Origin of the sequence: Corynebacterium vitaeruminis DSM 20294 (assembly GCF_000550805.1) — a bacterium.
In the GTDB taxonomy this organism is placed as follows: Bacteria; Actinomycetota; Actinomycetes; order Mycobacteriales; family Mycobacteriaceae; genus Corynebacterium; species Corynebacterium vitaeruminis.
Genome location: NZ_CP004353.1, coordinates 2196712 through 2210915, shown reverse-complemented (window position 1 = coordinate 2210915; position 14204 = coordinate 2196712). Strand labels below are relative to the sequence as shown.

Sequence of the window (14204 nt, the reverse complement as noted above, 5' to 3'; positions counted from 1 at the left end):
ACATTGTGGGTTTCGCGCTAAGGTGGGAGGAGTTACAAAGGATTTGATGCAGCTCACAAATCTTGGAGTGGGACGCATCCATAGACCACACACCTCCCAACTGGGGCCGCACGAGGCCGCGGTTGTCGTTTCCAAAGGAGCGAAAACTTTATGAGCAAGTCGGTTAAAAAGATCGCAGTCACCGGCGCGGCCGGCCAGATCGCCTACTCCCTGCTGTGGCGCATCGCCAACGGCGACGTCTACGGCAAGGACCAGCCCATCGAGCTGCAGCTGCTCGAGATCCCGCAGGCCATCGGCGGCGCCGAGGGCGTTGCCATGGAGCTCAATGACTCCGCCTTCCCGCTGCTGAAGAACATCGTGGTCACCGACGACGTCAACAAGGCCTTCGACGGCACCAACGCCGCCTTCTTGGTCGGCGCGAAGCCGCGCGGCAAGGGCGAGGAGCGCTCCGACCTGCTCGCCGCCAACGGCAAGATCTTCGGCCCGCAGGGCAAGGCCATCAACGACAACGCCGCCGATGACATCCGCGTGCTCGTCGTGGGCAACCCGGCCAACACCAATGCGCTCATCGCTATGAGCGCCGCCAAGGACGTCCCGAACGAGCGCTTCAACGCCATGATGCGCCTTGACCACAACCGCTCCGTCTCCCAGCTGTCCGAGAAGCTCGGCGTGGAGAAGACCGAGCTGGCCAAGATCGTCGTGTGGGGCAACCACTCCGCCACCCAGTTCCCAGATCTCACCTTCACCACCGTCAGTGGCAAGGAGATCTTCAACGAGCTCGATCACCACTGGTACACCGAGGAGTTCATCCCGCGCGTGGCCAAGCGCGGCGCCGAGATCATCGAGGTCCGCGGCAAGTCGTCGGCCGCCTCCGCCGCATCCTCGGCCGTCGACCACATGCACGACTGGATCAACGGCACCGAGGACTGGGCCAGCGCGGCCATCCCGTCCACCGGCGCCTACGGCATCCCGGAAGGCATCGTCATCGGCCTGCCGACCGTGTCCAAGAACGGTGCCTGGGAGGTCGTCGAGGGCCTCGAGCTCAACGACTTCCAGCGCGCCCGCATCGACGCCAACGTCAAGGAGCTCCAGGAGGAGCGCGAGGCGGTCAAGGACCTGCTCGCCTAACGCATTTTCGCTTTTCGACGCCCCGCCAAGGCCGGTGACCCACCGCCTCGGCGGGGCGTTTGCGCGCGTGGCCCCAGTGGCGGGATCCAGCGTGGGAGTCCCGAGAACGTAATTCCATCCACCGGCCTCGGCCACAGCCCACAGGGCGCCGCCGTCTTCGGCCCCGCCCCCATCCCGTTCGCGGTGCGCGAGCCACTACCGGGGGTCGACCTCGGGGTTGGCCCGGGGGTTGGCGTCTCCTTAGGGTTCTAGATCGACAACGTCGTGACGCTGCGCGGGGCCGTGGCCATCGTCGCCGAGCCGACGGACGGCCCGTCTGGCCGAACCTTCAGCTTCCGCGACCCCGACGGCTACGTCATCACCGTCCACGGGAAGGGTTAGCGGCCGCCGGCCGTGAGGTTGGGCGTCGAAAAGCAAAAGCAATGGTTAGCTGCGTCGGGCTTTGGGCTAAGATGGTTAGCCGTGACTGATCAAAACCGCGCAGACAAATTGCCAGCAAGCTGGGACCCGAAGTCCCACGAGACCGCCCTCTACGAGGAGTGGGTGGACAAGGGCTACTTCACCGCCGACCCGGCGAGCACGAAGCCGGCCTTTAGCATCGTGCTGCCGCCGCCGAACGTGACCGGTCAGCTGCACATGGGTCACGCGCTCGACCACACGCTCATGGACGCCATCGCGCGCCGCAAGCGCATGCAGGGCTTTGAGGTGCTGTGGCTGCCGGGCATGGATCACGCGGGCATCGCCACGCAGACCAAGGTCGAGGCGATGCTGCGTGAGACCGAGGGCAAGAAGCGCTGGGACTACGAGCGCGAGGAGTTCATCGAGCACGTCTGGGAGTGGAAGAAGAAGTTTGGCGGCACGATCGGCGCCCAGATGCGCGCCATCGGCGACTCCGTCGACTGGTCGCGCGAGCGCTTTACCTTGGATGAGAGGCTGTCGCGCGCGGTGCAGACCATCTTCAAGAAGCTCTACGACCAGGGCATGATCTACCAGGCCAACCGGCTGGTCAACTGGTCGCCGGTGCTGGAGACCGCGGTCTCCGACATCGAGGTCGTCTACAAGGACGTTGAGGGCGAGCTCGTCTCCATCCGCTACGGCTCCATGAACGACGACGAGCCGCACGTCATCGTCGCCACCACCCGTGTCGAGACGATGCTCGGCGACGTCGCGGTCGCCGTCCACCCGGACGATGAGCGCTACAAGGACTTGGTCGGCACGACGCTGCCGCACCCGTTCCTGCCCGATCGCCAGATGATCGTCGTCGCCGACGACTACGTCGACCCCGAGTTCGGCACCGGCGCGGTAAAGATCACCCCGGCGCACGACCCCAACGACTACGCGCTCGGCCAGCGCCACAACCTCGAGATGCCCACCATCATGGACTCCACCGGCCACATCGCGGGCACCGGCACCCAGTTCGACGGCATGGACCGCTACGAGGCGCGCGTGAAGATCCGCGAGGCGCTCGCCGAACAGGGCCGCATCGTCAAGGAGATCCGCCCCTACGTGCACTCGGTCGGCCACTCCGAGCGCTCCGGCGAGGCCGTCGAACCGCGCCTGTCGCTGCAGTGGTTCGTGAAGGTGGACAAGCTGGCGCAGATGGCCGGCGACGCCGTGCGCGAGGGCGACACCGTCATCCATCCAAAGTCGAGCGAGCCGCGCTACTTCGAGTGGGTCGACGACATGCACGACTGGTGCATCTCCCGCCAGCTGTGGTGGGGTCACCGCATCCCGATCTGGTACGGCCCGGAGCGGACTAATGAGTCCGGGGAGGTCGAGCGAGACATCGTCTGCGTCGGCCCTGACGAGCAGGCGCCCGAGGGCTACGTCCAGGACCCGGACGTGCTGGATACCTGGTTCAGCTCCGCCCTGTGGCCGTTCTCGACCATGGGCTGGCCGGACAAGACCCCGGAGCTGGAGAAGTTTTACCCGACGTCCGTGCTGGTCACCGCCTACGACATCCTGTTCTTCTGGGTGGCGCGCATGATGATGTTCGGCACGTTTGCGGCGAGCCAGACCCCGGAGACCCTGGGCGAGGGCAAGGACGGCCGCCCGCAGATCCCGTTCACCGACCTGTTCCTGCACGGCCTCGTCCGCGACGAGCACGGCCGCAAGATGAGCAAGTCGCTGGGCAACGGCATCGACCCGATGGACTGGGTCGAGCGCTTCGGCGCCGACGCCCTGCGCTTTACCCTGGCCCGCGGCGCCAACCCTGGCGTGGACCTGCCGATCGGCGAGGACTCCGCGCAGAGCTCCCGCAACTTCGCGACAAAGCTCTACAACGCCACCAAGTTCGCGCTCATGAACGGCGCGCGCGTGGGCGAGCTGCCTGCCCGCGAGGAGTTGACCGATGCCGACCGCTGGATCCTCGATCGCCTCGAGGCCGTGCGTGTCGCCGTCGACGAGTACCTCGATCGCTACCAGTTCGCCAAGGCCAACGAGCTGCTCTACCAGTTCGCCTGGGGCGAGTTCTGCGACTGGTACCTGGAGTACGCCAAGGTGCAGATCCCGCGCGACCTCGAGGCCGCCGAGCCGGAGGCGAAGCGCATCGGCGAGAACACCCAGCTCGTCCTGGGGCAGGTGCTCAACGCCGTACTCAGGCTGCTGCACCCGGCGATGCCGTTCGTCACCGAGGTTTTGTGGAAGGCGCTCACCGACGAGGAGTCCCTCAACGTCGCCGCGTGGCCGACCGAGGCGCTCACCAACGGCGGCGCTGCGCTCGACGAGGAGGCCGCGCGCCGCATGGCGGACGTCGAAAAGCTTATTACTGAGATCCGCCGCTTCCGTTCCGACCAGGGTGTGAAGCCCTCCCAGAAGGTGCCGGCCGCCGTGGACTTCGCGTCCTGCGATCTGGCCGAGCAGGAGGGGCTGGTGCGTTCGCTGGCCAAGGTCGAGGTTCCCGCCAGCGGCTTTGCCCCGTCTGCCAGCATCGAGGTTCGCTTGTCGACGTCCACGGTGGTCGTTGCGCTCGATACCTCTGGCACCGTCGACAAGGCGGCGGAGCGCAAGCGCCTGGAGAAGGACCTGGCCACTGCCAACAAGGAGCTGGAGACCACCGCGAAGAAGCTGGGCAACGAGAACTTCCTGGCCAAGGCGCCGGAGGCCGTCGTGGAGAAGATCCGCAACCGCCAGAAGGTCGCCCAAGAAGAGGTCGCACGCATCACCGCGCGGCTCGAGGAGCTGGCGTAGGTGTCTGACAACAAGGACGCCGAGCGCTCGCACGACGTCATCAACGAGGAGTCCTTCGCGGAGCTTTCCACCCCAGAACCGGGGTTCGAGCTGGGCGAGCTCAAGCTGTCCGAGTCGGTGCTGTCTTTACCTATCGACGTCGCTGCGGGCGGTGACGAGGAGCCGGAGGCGCTACCCACGACAATCACCGAGGACGACCTGGCAGCGCTTGCGAGGGTCGAGGCGGAGCTGGATCAGCGCTGGTCGGAAATCAAGATCGACCCGACCCTCGAGCGCATCGAGCTGCTCATGGACCTGCTCGGCAACCCCGAGCGGGCGTTCCCGTCGATCCACGTCGCGGGCACGAACGGCAAGACCTCGACGGTGCGCATGATCGAGGCGCTGCTGCGCGCCTTCCACCGCCGCACCGGGCGCACCACCAGCCCGCACCTGCAGCTGGTCACCGAGCGCATCGGCATCGACGGTCGCCCCATCCACCCGCGCGACTACGTGCGCACGTGGGAGGAGATCAAGCCCTACGTCGAGATGGTCGACGCCGAGTCCGCCAAGAAGGGCGGGCCGAAGATGAGCAAGTTCGAGGTGCTCACGGCGATGGCGTATGCGGCGTTTGCCGACGCCCCCGTCGACGTTGCCGTCGTCGAGGTCGGCATGGGCGGACGCTGGGACGCCACCAACGTCATCAACTCCGACGTCGTGGTGGTCATGCCGGTCGGGCTGGACCACACCGACTTCCTCGGCGACACCATCGAGGAGATCGCGGGGGAGAAGGCGGGCATCATCAAGTCCCGGTGGGATACCGACGACCTGCTCACCCCGCCGGATAACGTCGCGATCATCGGCCAGCAGGAGCCCGCTGCGATGCGGGTCATCCTCGAGCAGGCGGTGAAGGTCGACGCGCAGGTCGCGCGCTTCGGCGTCGAGTTCGGCGTGACCTCCTCGTCGATCGCCGTGGGCGGCCAGCAGGTCAGCATCCGCGGCCTGGGTGGCGAATACGAGGACATCTTCTTGCCGTTGTCCGGCGAGCACCAGGCGCAAAACGCCGCGTGCGCGCTGGCCGCGGTCGAGGCGTTCTTCGGCGCCGGTGCCGGGCGGCAGCTCGACATCGACACCGTTCGCGCTGGCTTTGCGACGGTGCAGTCGCCCGGGCGCCTCGAGCGCGTGCGCGCCACCCCGACGGTGTTTATCGACGCCGCCCACAACCCGCATGGCGCCAAGGCACTGGGTGCCGCGCTCGAGCGCGACTTCGAGTTCTCCCGGCTCATCGGGGTCGTCGCCTGCCTGGGCGACAAGGACGTTCGAGGGGTGCTCGCCGCGCTCGAGCCGCACCTGTCGGAGATCGTCGTGACCACGAACAGCTCCCCGCGCGCCATGGACGCCGAGGAGCTGGCCGAATACGCCCGAGAGATCTACGGCGACGAGCGCGTACACGTCGCCTACAACCTGCCCGGCGCCGTCGAGCTGGCGGTCGAGCTGGCCGAGGACACCGACGTGCAGTCCGGCGCGGGCGTCATCGTCACGGGATCGGTCGTCACCGCCGGCGAGGCCCGCACACTGTTTGGAAAGGAACCCGCGTGAGCAGCAAGGACGAGGAAATCGAGTACGGCCCGCTGGGGCCGGGCCAGGCGCCTGTCAAGGACCCGCTCAAGGGCGTGCGCGGCGTGATGAGCGGCACGATGTGCATGGAGTCGATCAGCTACCTGCTGGTGCTCACGGTGATCCTGCGCGTCGACGAGGGCTCGCACTGGACCACCTTCAACTGGGTGTACATCACCGTCGTGGGGGTTGCCATGATGATCCTGGCGTTCCTGCAGTTTGCGAAGTGGGCGATCCCAGCCGACATCGTCATGCAAGTCTTTGCGCTGGGCGGCGCATTCGTGCACCCGAGCGCGTTGTTCATCGCTGTCCTCTTCATTCTGGTGTGGGCATACCTGCTGTATCTGCGCAAGAACCTCATCGAACGAATGAAGAGGGGCTTGCTCACGACACAGCACATGTAAAACACACCCGATTATCCCCGTCGCAACGCACCGCGGCGGGGATTTTCTTTCGGTTCAGAAGACTCAAGGCAAACCCTGTGGATAACTCCTTGGCTCAAAACGGCTGGTCAAAAACGTGATAATTAATTTATGTATAAGTTATCCACAGGTTTGAAGGGGTGGGGTAGACGGGCTTGACAATCCGGGTTAGCTTCTGGGGCAAGAGGCGACCGACCATGGTCGTCGATAAGCGAAAAGGAAGAAATGGATAACGCATATTTTGCTGCGAGCCGCTCGTCGGTCGCGCTGGCGCAGACGGATACCGACTACAACCGCAAGCTTCTGACCGAGTGGCTGCCCTTCGTGGAGGAGCAGCTTGCAGAGGGGCGCAACGCCGAGCAGATCGTGTCGGCCATCAAGAAGGAGGTCGTGAAATCGAAAGCGAGGATCCGTGCAATCGTTCACGCACTCATCGTGTTGCGGCGATTTCCCAAGGTCATCGGGGAGGCGATCAAGCACGGTCACATCGACGTCGATCGGCTCATAGCCATGGCCAACAAGCTGCGCGGGGTGAGTGACGACGCGCGCAACGAGGTCGACGGCGCCTGCGCGGCGATGCTTCGGCCACGCGTGCCCAGCGAGGCATTTGTGCTGGCAGCGGCGCTAGGAAACCGCATTAGAAAGATCATCCTCATGCATCAAGCGGAGCCGCTCGCGCCGCCGGAGAAGAAGCCGACGGGGTCCGTGCGCATCGACGAGCGCCAGCGATTCCGCTTCGCATTCTCCTTCGACGACATCGAGGGTGCGTTCATACACAAGGGCTTGAGAGCGTTCATGCGCAAACACGCCTGCGATCTCGCAGAAGCGTTCCGACGTCTCGTAGCCGGTGAGCAAAAGGCCAAGGCGCACCTGAACCTCTACGTCTCGCCGGACGGGGTCGCCTACTTGCCGGAGGTGGGCTGGCTTAGCCCCGCGCAGGCCAAGAAGCTGCTGGTGACGAAGGTGAAGCCGATGTCCACCGCGGAGTCGGACACCTACGGGCCGCCCGCTACCATGCGCGCCTTCGTCAAGGGCCGCGACGGGAGCTGCCGCTACCCGGGCTGCTCGGTGGACGCCGAGCACTGCCAGATCGACCACGTCATCCCGCACGGGGAGGGCGGTGCGACCAGCCCGCGCAACCTGCACTGCCTGTGCCAGCACCACCACAACATGAAAACACGCAACCAGGTCAGCGTCACCATCGACGCCGCCGGGGTCGACACCTGGATCCTGCACGACGGGGAGGAAGTCGTGACGTTCCCGGAGGGGCCGCTGGCGACGGTGCCTACACCGCGTAGTTAATCCGCACCCTACCCGCCCCGAGCGGCTCGACGCTGGCCTCCACCTCGTAGACATCGCGAATGAGGGCGGGAGTCAGCACGTCGGCGGGGCGGCCGGCGGCGACCAGCTCGCCGGAACGCAAGACGACGACTCGGTCGCAGAACAGCGCCGCGAGATTGAGGTCGTGGATGGCGATGATGGAGGTGAGCGGCAGCGCGACAACCAGCCGGAGCAGCTCGAGCTGGTGCTTGATGTCTAGGTGATTGGTCGGCTCATCCAGGAGCAACTGGGTGGGCTCCTGAGCGAGCGCGCGTGCGATCTGGACGCGCTGCCTTTCGCCGCCCGAGAGCTTGTGCCAGGGCTTGTCCTTGAGCTGGATGAGCCCCGTGCGTTCAAGCGCGCGCTCGACCGCTTCGGCGTCACGTACCGGGTCGCCGCCGAAAGTCCCGCGGTGGGGGATTCGCCCAAGTTTCACGGCCTCGAGGACGTTGATGTCGACGATGGTGTCCGCATGCTGCGAAACCACGGCGATCGCCCGAGCACGTTGCTTTTTGCTTGTCGACGCCAAAGGCTTCTCCGCAAACAAAACCTCACCGGACGTAGGTTGTGCCATGCCCGCCATCAACCGCAGGAGGGAGGACTTGCCCGAGCCATTCGGCCCGAGCAACCCGATGGTTTCGCCGTCGTGAGGGTCGAGGCTGACCCCGTTGACCACGAGATTTCCTCCTCGATCCCACACCAAATCCTTCGCGCGAAGGGTCATCTCACACCCCCTTCTTGCGGATCAGCAACGCGATGAAGACGGGGACACCGATCAGTGCCGTTCCCACGCCCGCCGGGAGGGGAGTGGGAGAAAACAAAACGCGGGAGAATGCATCCACCCAGACCATGAATATCGCACCGAAGACAATGGTCACGGGAATGAGTCGAGAGTGGGCAGAGCCGACGACAAGGCGGCCGGCATGCGGGAGAACGAGCCCGATGAATCCGATCGCTCCGGCCACGGACACTAGGGTGGCGGTCAGCAGGGCAGTCAACGTGAGAAATGCGATCCTGGCCGCGCCGACGTTGATGCCGAGCGAATGCGCTACCTCCTCGCCGAAGGTGAACGCATCGAGCACGTAGGCGAAATACACGCACACGATGGTCGCGGCAATGACCACCACCACGCACAAGACGACGTCGTTCCACCGAACCCCTTCGAGCGAGCCCAACAGCCAAAACATGACGCCCCGGGTCTCATCAGAGTCCGCGAAGGCAAACACGATGAGGGAGGTCAGTGCGGAGAAAAGCTGTGTCGTCGCCACGCCCGCGAGGATCACCTTGGAGGACGAACCCCCGGAGAGCCTTGAAAGCAGCAGAACCACGGCGAAGCTGACGAGAGCGCCGACAAAAGCACCGACGGAGAGCCCCAAGGACACCGAGCCGAGCCCGAGGACACCGATGACGACGGCACCGGTCGAAGCGCCCGAGGAAATACCCAGAACGTAAGGGTCTGCAAGCGCGTTCTTCAAAAGGGACTGCATGATGACGCCGCAGAGCGCAAGGCCAGCGCCGCAGCAGGCCGCGATGAGTGCCCTCGGGAGGCGATCCTCCCACACGATTGCGTCCTTCGACGCTTTGACGGGGATGTCCGCTCCTGCTAAGTGATTGAGCACGATGTCGCGGACGTTGACAAGCGAAACGCTCGCTGGGCCGAGTGTGATTGCCACGCCGACCGAGAAGGCGAGCAACACCAGCGAGCTGGCCACGACGATCAGGGTAAACGGTGAGATGCGGGGAAACCGCGACGCGGCCGCCGGTGCGGTCGTCGCGGACTCTGGTACGTGAGTATCAAGCATGGAGGAGATACAATCTTCCTTCTAGCGGTGCTGGGTAGCCGGCTAGTTCTGGGGGTGTTCCTTGAGGTAGGCGGAGATCTTCTCAAGCCCGTCGACGAACCGGATGGAGGGGTTCATCTCGGCGCCGTGCAAAGCGATGTATCGCTCGTTCTTGACCGCGTCCATCGTGGAGGTCAGCGGGTCGCTGGCCAGGAATTCTTCCTTGTCGTCGAGTCGATCGCCGGGAAAACGGTCGCGAAGCAGATCGCCGAGCACGAGGATCTGCGGGTTCTTTTCCACGACGGTTTCCCAGCCGACTGCGGGCCAGTCGTCGGCGGTGTCCGCGAAGACGTTCTTAAGCCCCGTCTTGTTTGACAGGATCGCCGCAGAGCCGAGGCCTCCGGCGACATACGGCGTCTTGGTGTCGGCGAACCAGTAGGCGACCGTCTGGCCGGAGCCGTTGATGTCCTTGGTGGCTGCGTCGGCACGCGACTTGAGCTCGCTGATGAGCTCCTCGCCGCGGGACTGCACGTCGAAGATCTCCGCCAGGGTGGAGATCTCCTCGTAGACCTTGTCCTCGGTGAGCGCGACGGAGCGGGTGCCACCGCCGTTGATCGTCTTGGAACCTTCGCAGTCGGTGGGGGAGAGGAAGGTATTGATGTTCGTCTCGGCGAAACGCTCGCGGGAGGCAACGCCGCCCTCGGTCTTGTAGTGGCGCGCGAAGGAGGCGGTCACGAAGTCGGGGTCGGTGCCCATCACGACCTCGTAGGTGGGGGCGTTATCGGCAAGGCGCGGAACCTCGGCGTTCGCCTCCTCGAGGCTGGGGAGGATGGGGTCGGTCCACGACGCGGTGCCGACGACCTTGTCCTCGAGCCCCAGGGAGAGAAGGATCTCCGTGCTTCCCTGGTCGAGCGAGACGGTGCGCTCCGGGGCCTTGTCGAAGGTGACGCTCTGGCCGCAGTTCTCGATGGTGAGCGGGTAGCTGGTGTGGCCCTCGCCGCTGGCGGCCGAGGTGGGCTCGGTTACGGTCTCGGAGGCGCCGCAGGCGGCGAGGGACATGGCGGCAACCGCCGCGATGGTCGCGCACACGCGCTTGGTGATTGACATTCGGATTCCTTGGGGGACAGGGGATTCGAGCGCCGAGCGGCGCAAGCGAAATTAGTTTAGGCTACCCCAAGAAAATAGCAGAAATCGTTTTAGAAAGGCCGGGGGTGACCGGAGATTCATTAGCGCAGGCGGGCCACCGGCTCGGCAAGCCTGCGCGGGCGCATGCGCACCGTCGGCAGCTGCGGGGCGGGGATGCGCCCCAGCCCGCCGAGCGGGTTCTCGTACCCCTCGGTCACGCCAAATCGCCCGCCGCCCGCGTTCCACTCCCGCTGATACTCGGCGACCTCCTCGTGCGTGCGCCCCAGGAAATTCCACCACATCACGAACTCCTCCTGAAACGGCTCGCCGCCCAGCAGCAGCGCCCGCGAATCGGTCTCCGCCTCCAACAGCAGCTCGCTCGCGCCGACGCCGGTATAGGCGAGCTCTCCTGGGTGCACGTTTCGCTTCTCGACGGCCATACGGCCCGAGTCCACGAGTACCCCGTGCTCGAAGGACTCGTTGACGGGCAGGGAAAGCCGCGTGCCCGCCGGAAGTCGAATCTCTGCGCCCACCAGCGGCGTCGCCGCGCGCACCGGGGAGGTGCTTCCGGCCAGCGTGCCGAGGAAGACCAGCAGCGTCGCGCCGTCGGCCTCCACCGGGGCGGGGCGGTAGCGGTCGACGCGCGGGGCATCGAAGCGGTGGGCGTCGGGAAGCGCGGTCCACAGCTGGGCGCCGTGGAGCATCTGGTCGACGGCGACCTCCGAGTGACTGATGCCTCTCCCCGCGGTCATCAGCACGAGCTCGCCGGGCCGCACGGGCAGGTGGTGCCCCGCGGAATCGTGGTGCGAGATGTGACCGTCGAAAAGCCAAGAAACGGTCTGCAGGCCGCTGTGTGGATGCGGCGCGACGTCCATGGTGAGCCGCTCGGGGCCGTAATGATCGATGAAGCACCACGCGCCGATGGTGGGGCGGGCGCGGTGCGGGAGCGTGCGGCGCACCTCCATGGAGCGAAGGCCGCCCAGCGGGACGTCGCGGGGTGCGATAATCTCAACGTTGACCATAGTTTCTTTGTACTTCAAAAGGCCCCATGCGTACCAGAACCCTCTTCCTGCTCGCCGCCGTCTTGTGTCTGCTCGCGGTGGCGGCAAAGCTTGCCGGGCTCGACGTCCCGGCGCTCATCGCCATCTTCTTGGCCTGCGCGGCGGTAGTGCTGGCGCTCGTGCAGCGTGGCAGGGAGTACGGCGAGTACTCGGTGAGCTACACCGACAAGCAGCGCGAGGAGATCGCCGCGATGCTGCGCCTGGGCGATGAGCGCGGCGCGATCACGCAGACGCACCTGTGGTGCAGGGGGATCACCGACGAGCAGGCGCACCAGGCGGTTTCCGCGCTTGCCGACGCCTACGGCATCGAGCTCGGCGAGGCGGGCAAGGATCGCCCGTTCTAGCAGGTGTAGCGGCCGGGTGTGACCCGCGCCTCGCTACAACCCTTGGGGTGCGCGGGGAAAAGGCAAACTGTAAAGTACCTCACTATGACTGAACGTACCCTGATCCTTATCAAGCCGGACGGCGTCGCCAACGGCCACGTCGGCGAGATCATCGCCCGCATCGAGCGCAAGGGCCTCAAGCTCGTGGCCATGGACCTGCGCGTCGCCGACCGCGAGACCGCCGAGAAGCACTACGCCGAGCACGCCGACAAGCCGTTCTTCGGCGAGCTGGTCGAGTTCATCACCTCCGCGCCGCTCGTCGCCGGCGTCGTCGAGGGCGACCGCGCCATCGACGCCTGGCGTCAGCTGGCCGGCGGCACGGATCCGGTGGCCAAGGCGACCCCCGGCACCATCCGCGGCGACTTCGCGCTGAACGTGGCCGAGAACGTCGTCCACGGCTCCGACTCTCCTGAGTCCGCCGAGCGCGAGATCGGCATCTGGTTCCCGAACCTCTAAGGCGACCTGCCCATAGTAAAAGCCCACGACCGAGTGGTCGTGGGCTTTCGCTATGCCTGGGGCCTACAGCCGCACCTGGGCCAGCACGCGCCCGGTCGGCTGCGTGCTGCCAGCCGCTGGCTCCTCGGTGACGATCACCTGTGACCCGTGGGAGTCGAAGGGCATCCACACGTCCTCGTGCGGGTCCTGGCCGATGACCCCGGCGGAGGTGAGCTCGCCTTGGTCGTCGACGCTCCAGACCTGGGCGCCCATGCCGTCGGCAAGGGCGGGCTCGCCGTCGACCATGGCGCCCGCCTTGTCCATCGAGGTCGAGGACACGATGGAAAGCGATGCGCCGGAGGCGTCGAGGTTGGCACTGACGACGTCGCTGGCGCCCATGATCTCGTGCATCGCCTCCTCGCCCGAGGCGGCGTTCTGCGCCTGCTGGTTGTCATCGAGAAGCGGCGGCAGAGAGAGCCCGCCCGCGATGAGCAGGACGGCAGCGGCAACGGCGGCGAAGGGCCGCCGCGGGAAGGGGATCACCCTGCCCGAGTGCTGCGGGGCCGCGACCGCGGCCATGATCTCGTCCTTGAGCCCCTCGCGGGGGCGACCGGGGGAACCGCCCCGAGCAGGGCGTCGGCGCTTTCGCGATCGAAGTCGTATGCTTCGTCGTTGTTCACGACAGGGCCTCCTTCCCAACCAGGGCCTTGAGCTTCTTCAGGACGTCGCGCACGCGGGTCTTCGCGGTGCCGAGTGCTACGCCGGTGTGCTCGGCGAGCTCGGAGTGGCTTAGGCCCGCGAAGAAGGCGAGCATGACGGCCGTGCGGTGCGGCTCGCCGATGGAGTCGACCGCTCGGCGCAGCCGCTCGCCCTCAACGTTGCCGAGCGCGTCGTCCTCGACGACGGTGAACCGGGTGGTGGCCTCCAGCATCGCGTCGCGCTCGTCGCGTTCCGCGGCGGCGATGATCGACCGCAGCCGGTCGATGGCGCGCGAGTGAGCGAGCCGCAGGATCCAGCCCGCGGCGCTTCCCTTGTCGGGATCGTAGGTAGGCGCCTTGCGCCAAACCTCCACGAAGACCTCCTGGACCACCTCTTCGGCGTGCTCGCGGTTTCGCAAGACATGCATAGCGACGCCCATGGCGCGGGGGCCGTAGGCGTCGTAAAGCTGGCTAAAAGCCTCGGTGCTGCCCCTTCCGGCCTCGACCAAGAGGCCATCAGCGACCTGCCTGGTGGACGAGAGCGGGGCCATGGATTAGTTGGTGGCGGCTTCGGAGCTCATCATCATGGCGCTGGAGGGCTCCATGGAGTCGGACATGGACATCTCGTCGCTCATCATGGAGTCGGACTCCATGGCGTCGGAGGTCTCGGAGGCGCTGGAGGACTTGGTGGCCGTCATCTTGGCGGAGGTGGCGGTGTCGACGGAGCCGGTCTGGGAATCCTTCTGGGAGTTGGAGCACGCGGCAAGCCCGGTGGTAGCGACGGCGAGTGCCAGGGCAGCGGCGGCAATGCGGACGTTCTTCATATTCTTCTCCTCGAGAAAAGTGTGGGTGATCACGAGATCGGCCCGAGCGAATGTTTCGGTGCGCGGCGCGGGGCGCGGCGTCACAAAGAACATCGTAGCCACCGGCGTCATCGGATTGGGAAAGTTATCAACTTTTTCATCACCCCAGCTTAAGGGGGCGGCTTGAGGGGGCAGGCGCGGGCCCGCGCCGGCCTAGCGGCAGCGGTTTCCAATCCGGCGGGCCCCTCCGCGCCGAAACACCTTGT

14 protein-coding genes are annotated in these 14204 nt (G+C 65.9%); 7 read left to right on the top strand and 7 right to left on the bottom strand.

The features are described 5' to 3' along the window. The first annotated feature begins 150 nt into the window (after positions 1-150). From B843_RS10035 to B843_RS13295, 5 genes are all read left to right on the top strand, one after another. Positions 151-1128, top strand: coding sequence for a malate dehydrogenase (locus B843_RS10035; RefSeq protein ID WP_025253376.1), 978 nt, complete (start codon positions 151-153; stop codon positions 1126-1128). A gap of 462 nt (positions 1129-1590) precedes the next feature. Beyond that, entirely contained in the window at positions 1591-4317 is a 2727-nt protein-coding gene (locus B843_RS10025; RefSeq protein ID WP_025253375.1) for a valine--tRNA ligase, read from the top strand. A 39-nt stretch (positions 4318-4356) separates the two neighbouring features. Further along, a complete protein-coding gene (folC, locus tag B843_RS10020; RefSeq protein ID WP_051483582.1) occupies positions 4357-5892 on the top strand; it encodes a bifunctional tetrahydrofolate synthase/dihydrofolate synthase in 1536 nt (511 codons plus the stop codon). Then, positions 5889-6314 carry a DUF4233 domain-containing protein gene (locus B843_RS10015; protein WP_025253373.1) on the top strand — a complete coding sequence of 142 codons (426 nt, stop codon included), beginning with the start codon at positions 5889-5891 and terminating at the stop codon, positions 6312-6314. The genes folC and B843_RS10015 overlap by 4 nt, the downstream gene beginning before the upstream one ends. A gap of 243 nt (positions 6315-6557) precedes the next feature. Next, positions 6558-7634 carry an HNH endonuclease signature motif containing protein gene (locus B843_RS13295; RefSeq protein ID WP_025253372.1) on the top strand — a complete coding sequence of 359 codons (1077 nt, stop codon included), beginning with the start codon at positions 6558-6560 and terminating at the stop codon, positions 7632-7634. Here B843_RS13295 and B843_RS10005 read toward each other — a convergent pair. The 4 genes from B843_RS10005 to B843_RS09990 form a co-directional block, all read right to left on the bottom strand. Beyond that, entirely contained in the window at positions 7618-8376 is a 759-nt protein-coding gene (locus B843_RS10005; RefSeq protein WP_025253371.1) for an ABC transporter ATP-binding protein, read from the bottom strand. The two genes, B843_RS13295 and B843_RS10005, sit on opposite strands and share 17 nt — an antisense overlap. A gap of 1 nt (position 8377) precedes the next feature. Continuing rightward, on the bottom strand, positions 8378-9454 hold the full coding sequence (locus B843_RS10000) for a FecCD family ABC transporter permease (RefSeq protein ID WP_081751563.1): 1077 nt from the start codon (positions 9452-9454) through the stop codon (positions 8378-8380). A gap of 42 nt (positions 9455-9496) precedes the next feature. Then, positions 9497-10540, bottom strand: a complete 1044-nt coding sequence (locus tag B843_RS09995) for an ABC transporter substrate-binding protein (protein WP_025253369.1) — start codon at positions 10538-10540, stop codon at positions 9497-9499. A 119-nt stretch (positions 10541-10659) separates the two neighbouring features. Continuing rightward, the gene (locus tag B843_RS09990) at positions 10660-11580 is read right to left on the bottom strand and encodes a pirin family protein (RefSeq protein WP_025253368.1); all 921 of its coding nucleotides are present in this window, start codon (positions 11578-11580) and stop codon (positions 10660-10662) included. A gap of 26 nt (positions 11581-11606) precedes the next feature. On the opposite strand from B843_RS09990, the gene B843_RS09985 reads away from it, so the two are divergent. Both B843_RS09985 and ndk read left to right on the top strand, forming a co-directional pair. Next, positions 11607-11963 (top strand): hypothetical protein, encoded by a 357-nt coding sequence (locus B843_RS09985; RefSeq protein WP_025253367.1) that lies wholly within the window; start codon positions 11607-11609, stop codon positions 11961-11963. An 84-nt stretch (positions 11964-12047) separates the two neighbouring features. Then, complete coding sequence (ndk, locus tag B843_RS09980) at positions 12048-12458, top strand: nucleoside-diphosphate kinase (RefSeq protein WP_025253366.1); 411 nt, start codon at positions 12048-12050, stop codon at positions 12456-12458. A gap of 63 nt (positions 12459-12521) precedes the next feature. Here ndk and B843_RS09975 read toward each other — a convergent pair whose 3' ends face one another. The 3 genes from B843_RS09975 to B843_RS09965 form a co-directional block, all read right to left on the bottom strand. Then, complete coding sequence (locus tag B843_RS09975; RefSeq protein ID WP_155895143.1) at positions 12522-13016, bottom strand: anti-sigma factor; 495 nt, start codon at positions 13014-13016, stop codon at positions 12522-12524. A 97-nt stretch (positions 13017-13113) separates the two neighbouring features. Beyond that, positions 13114-13686, bottom strand: a complete 573-nt coding sequence (locus B843_RS09970; protein ID WP_034649501.1) for a sigma-70 family RNA polymerase sigma factor — start codon at positions 13684-13686, stop codon at positions 13114-13116. Between the two features lie 3 nt (positions 13687-13689). Then, positions 13690-13959 carry a hypothetical protein gene (locus B843_RS09965; RefSeq protein ID WP_155895142.1) on the bottom strand — a complete coding sequence of 90 codons (270 nt, stop codon included), beginning with the start codon at positions 13957-13959 and terminating at the stop codon, positions 13690-13692. Between the last annotated feature and the right edge of the window lie 245 nt (positions 13960-14204).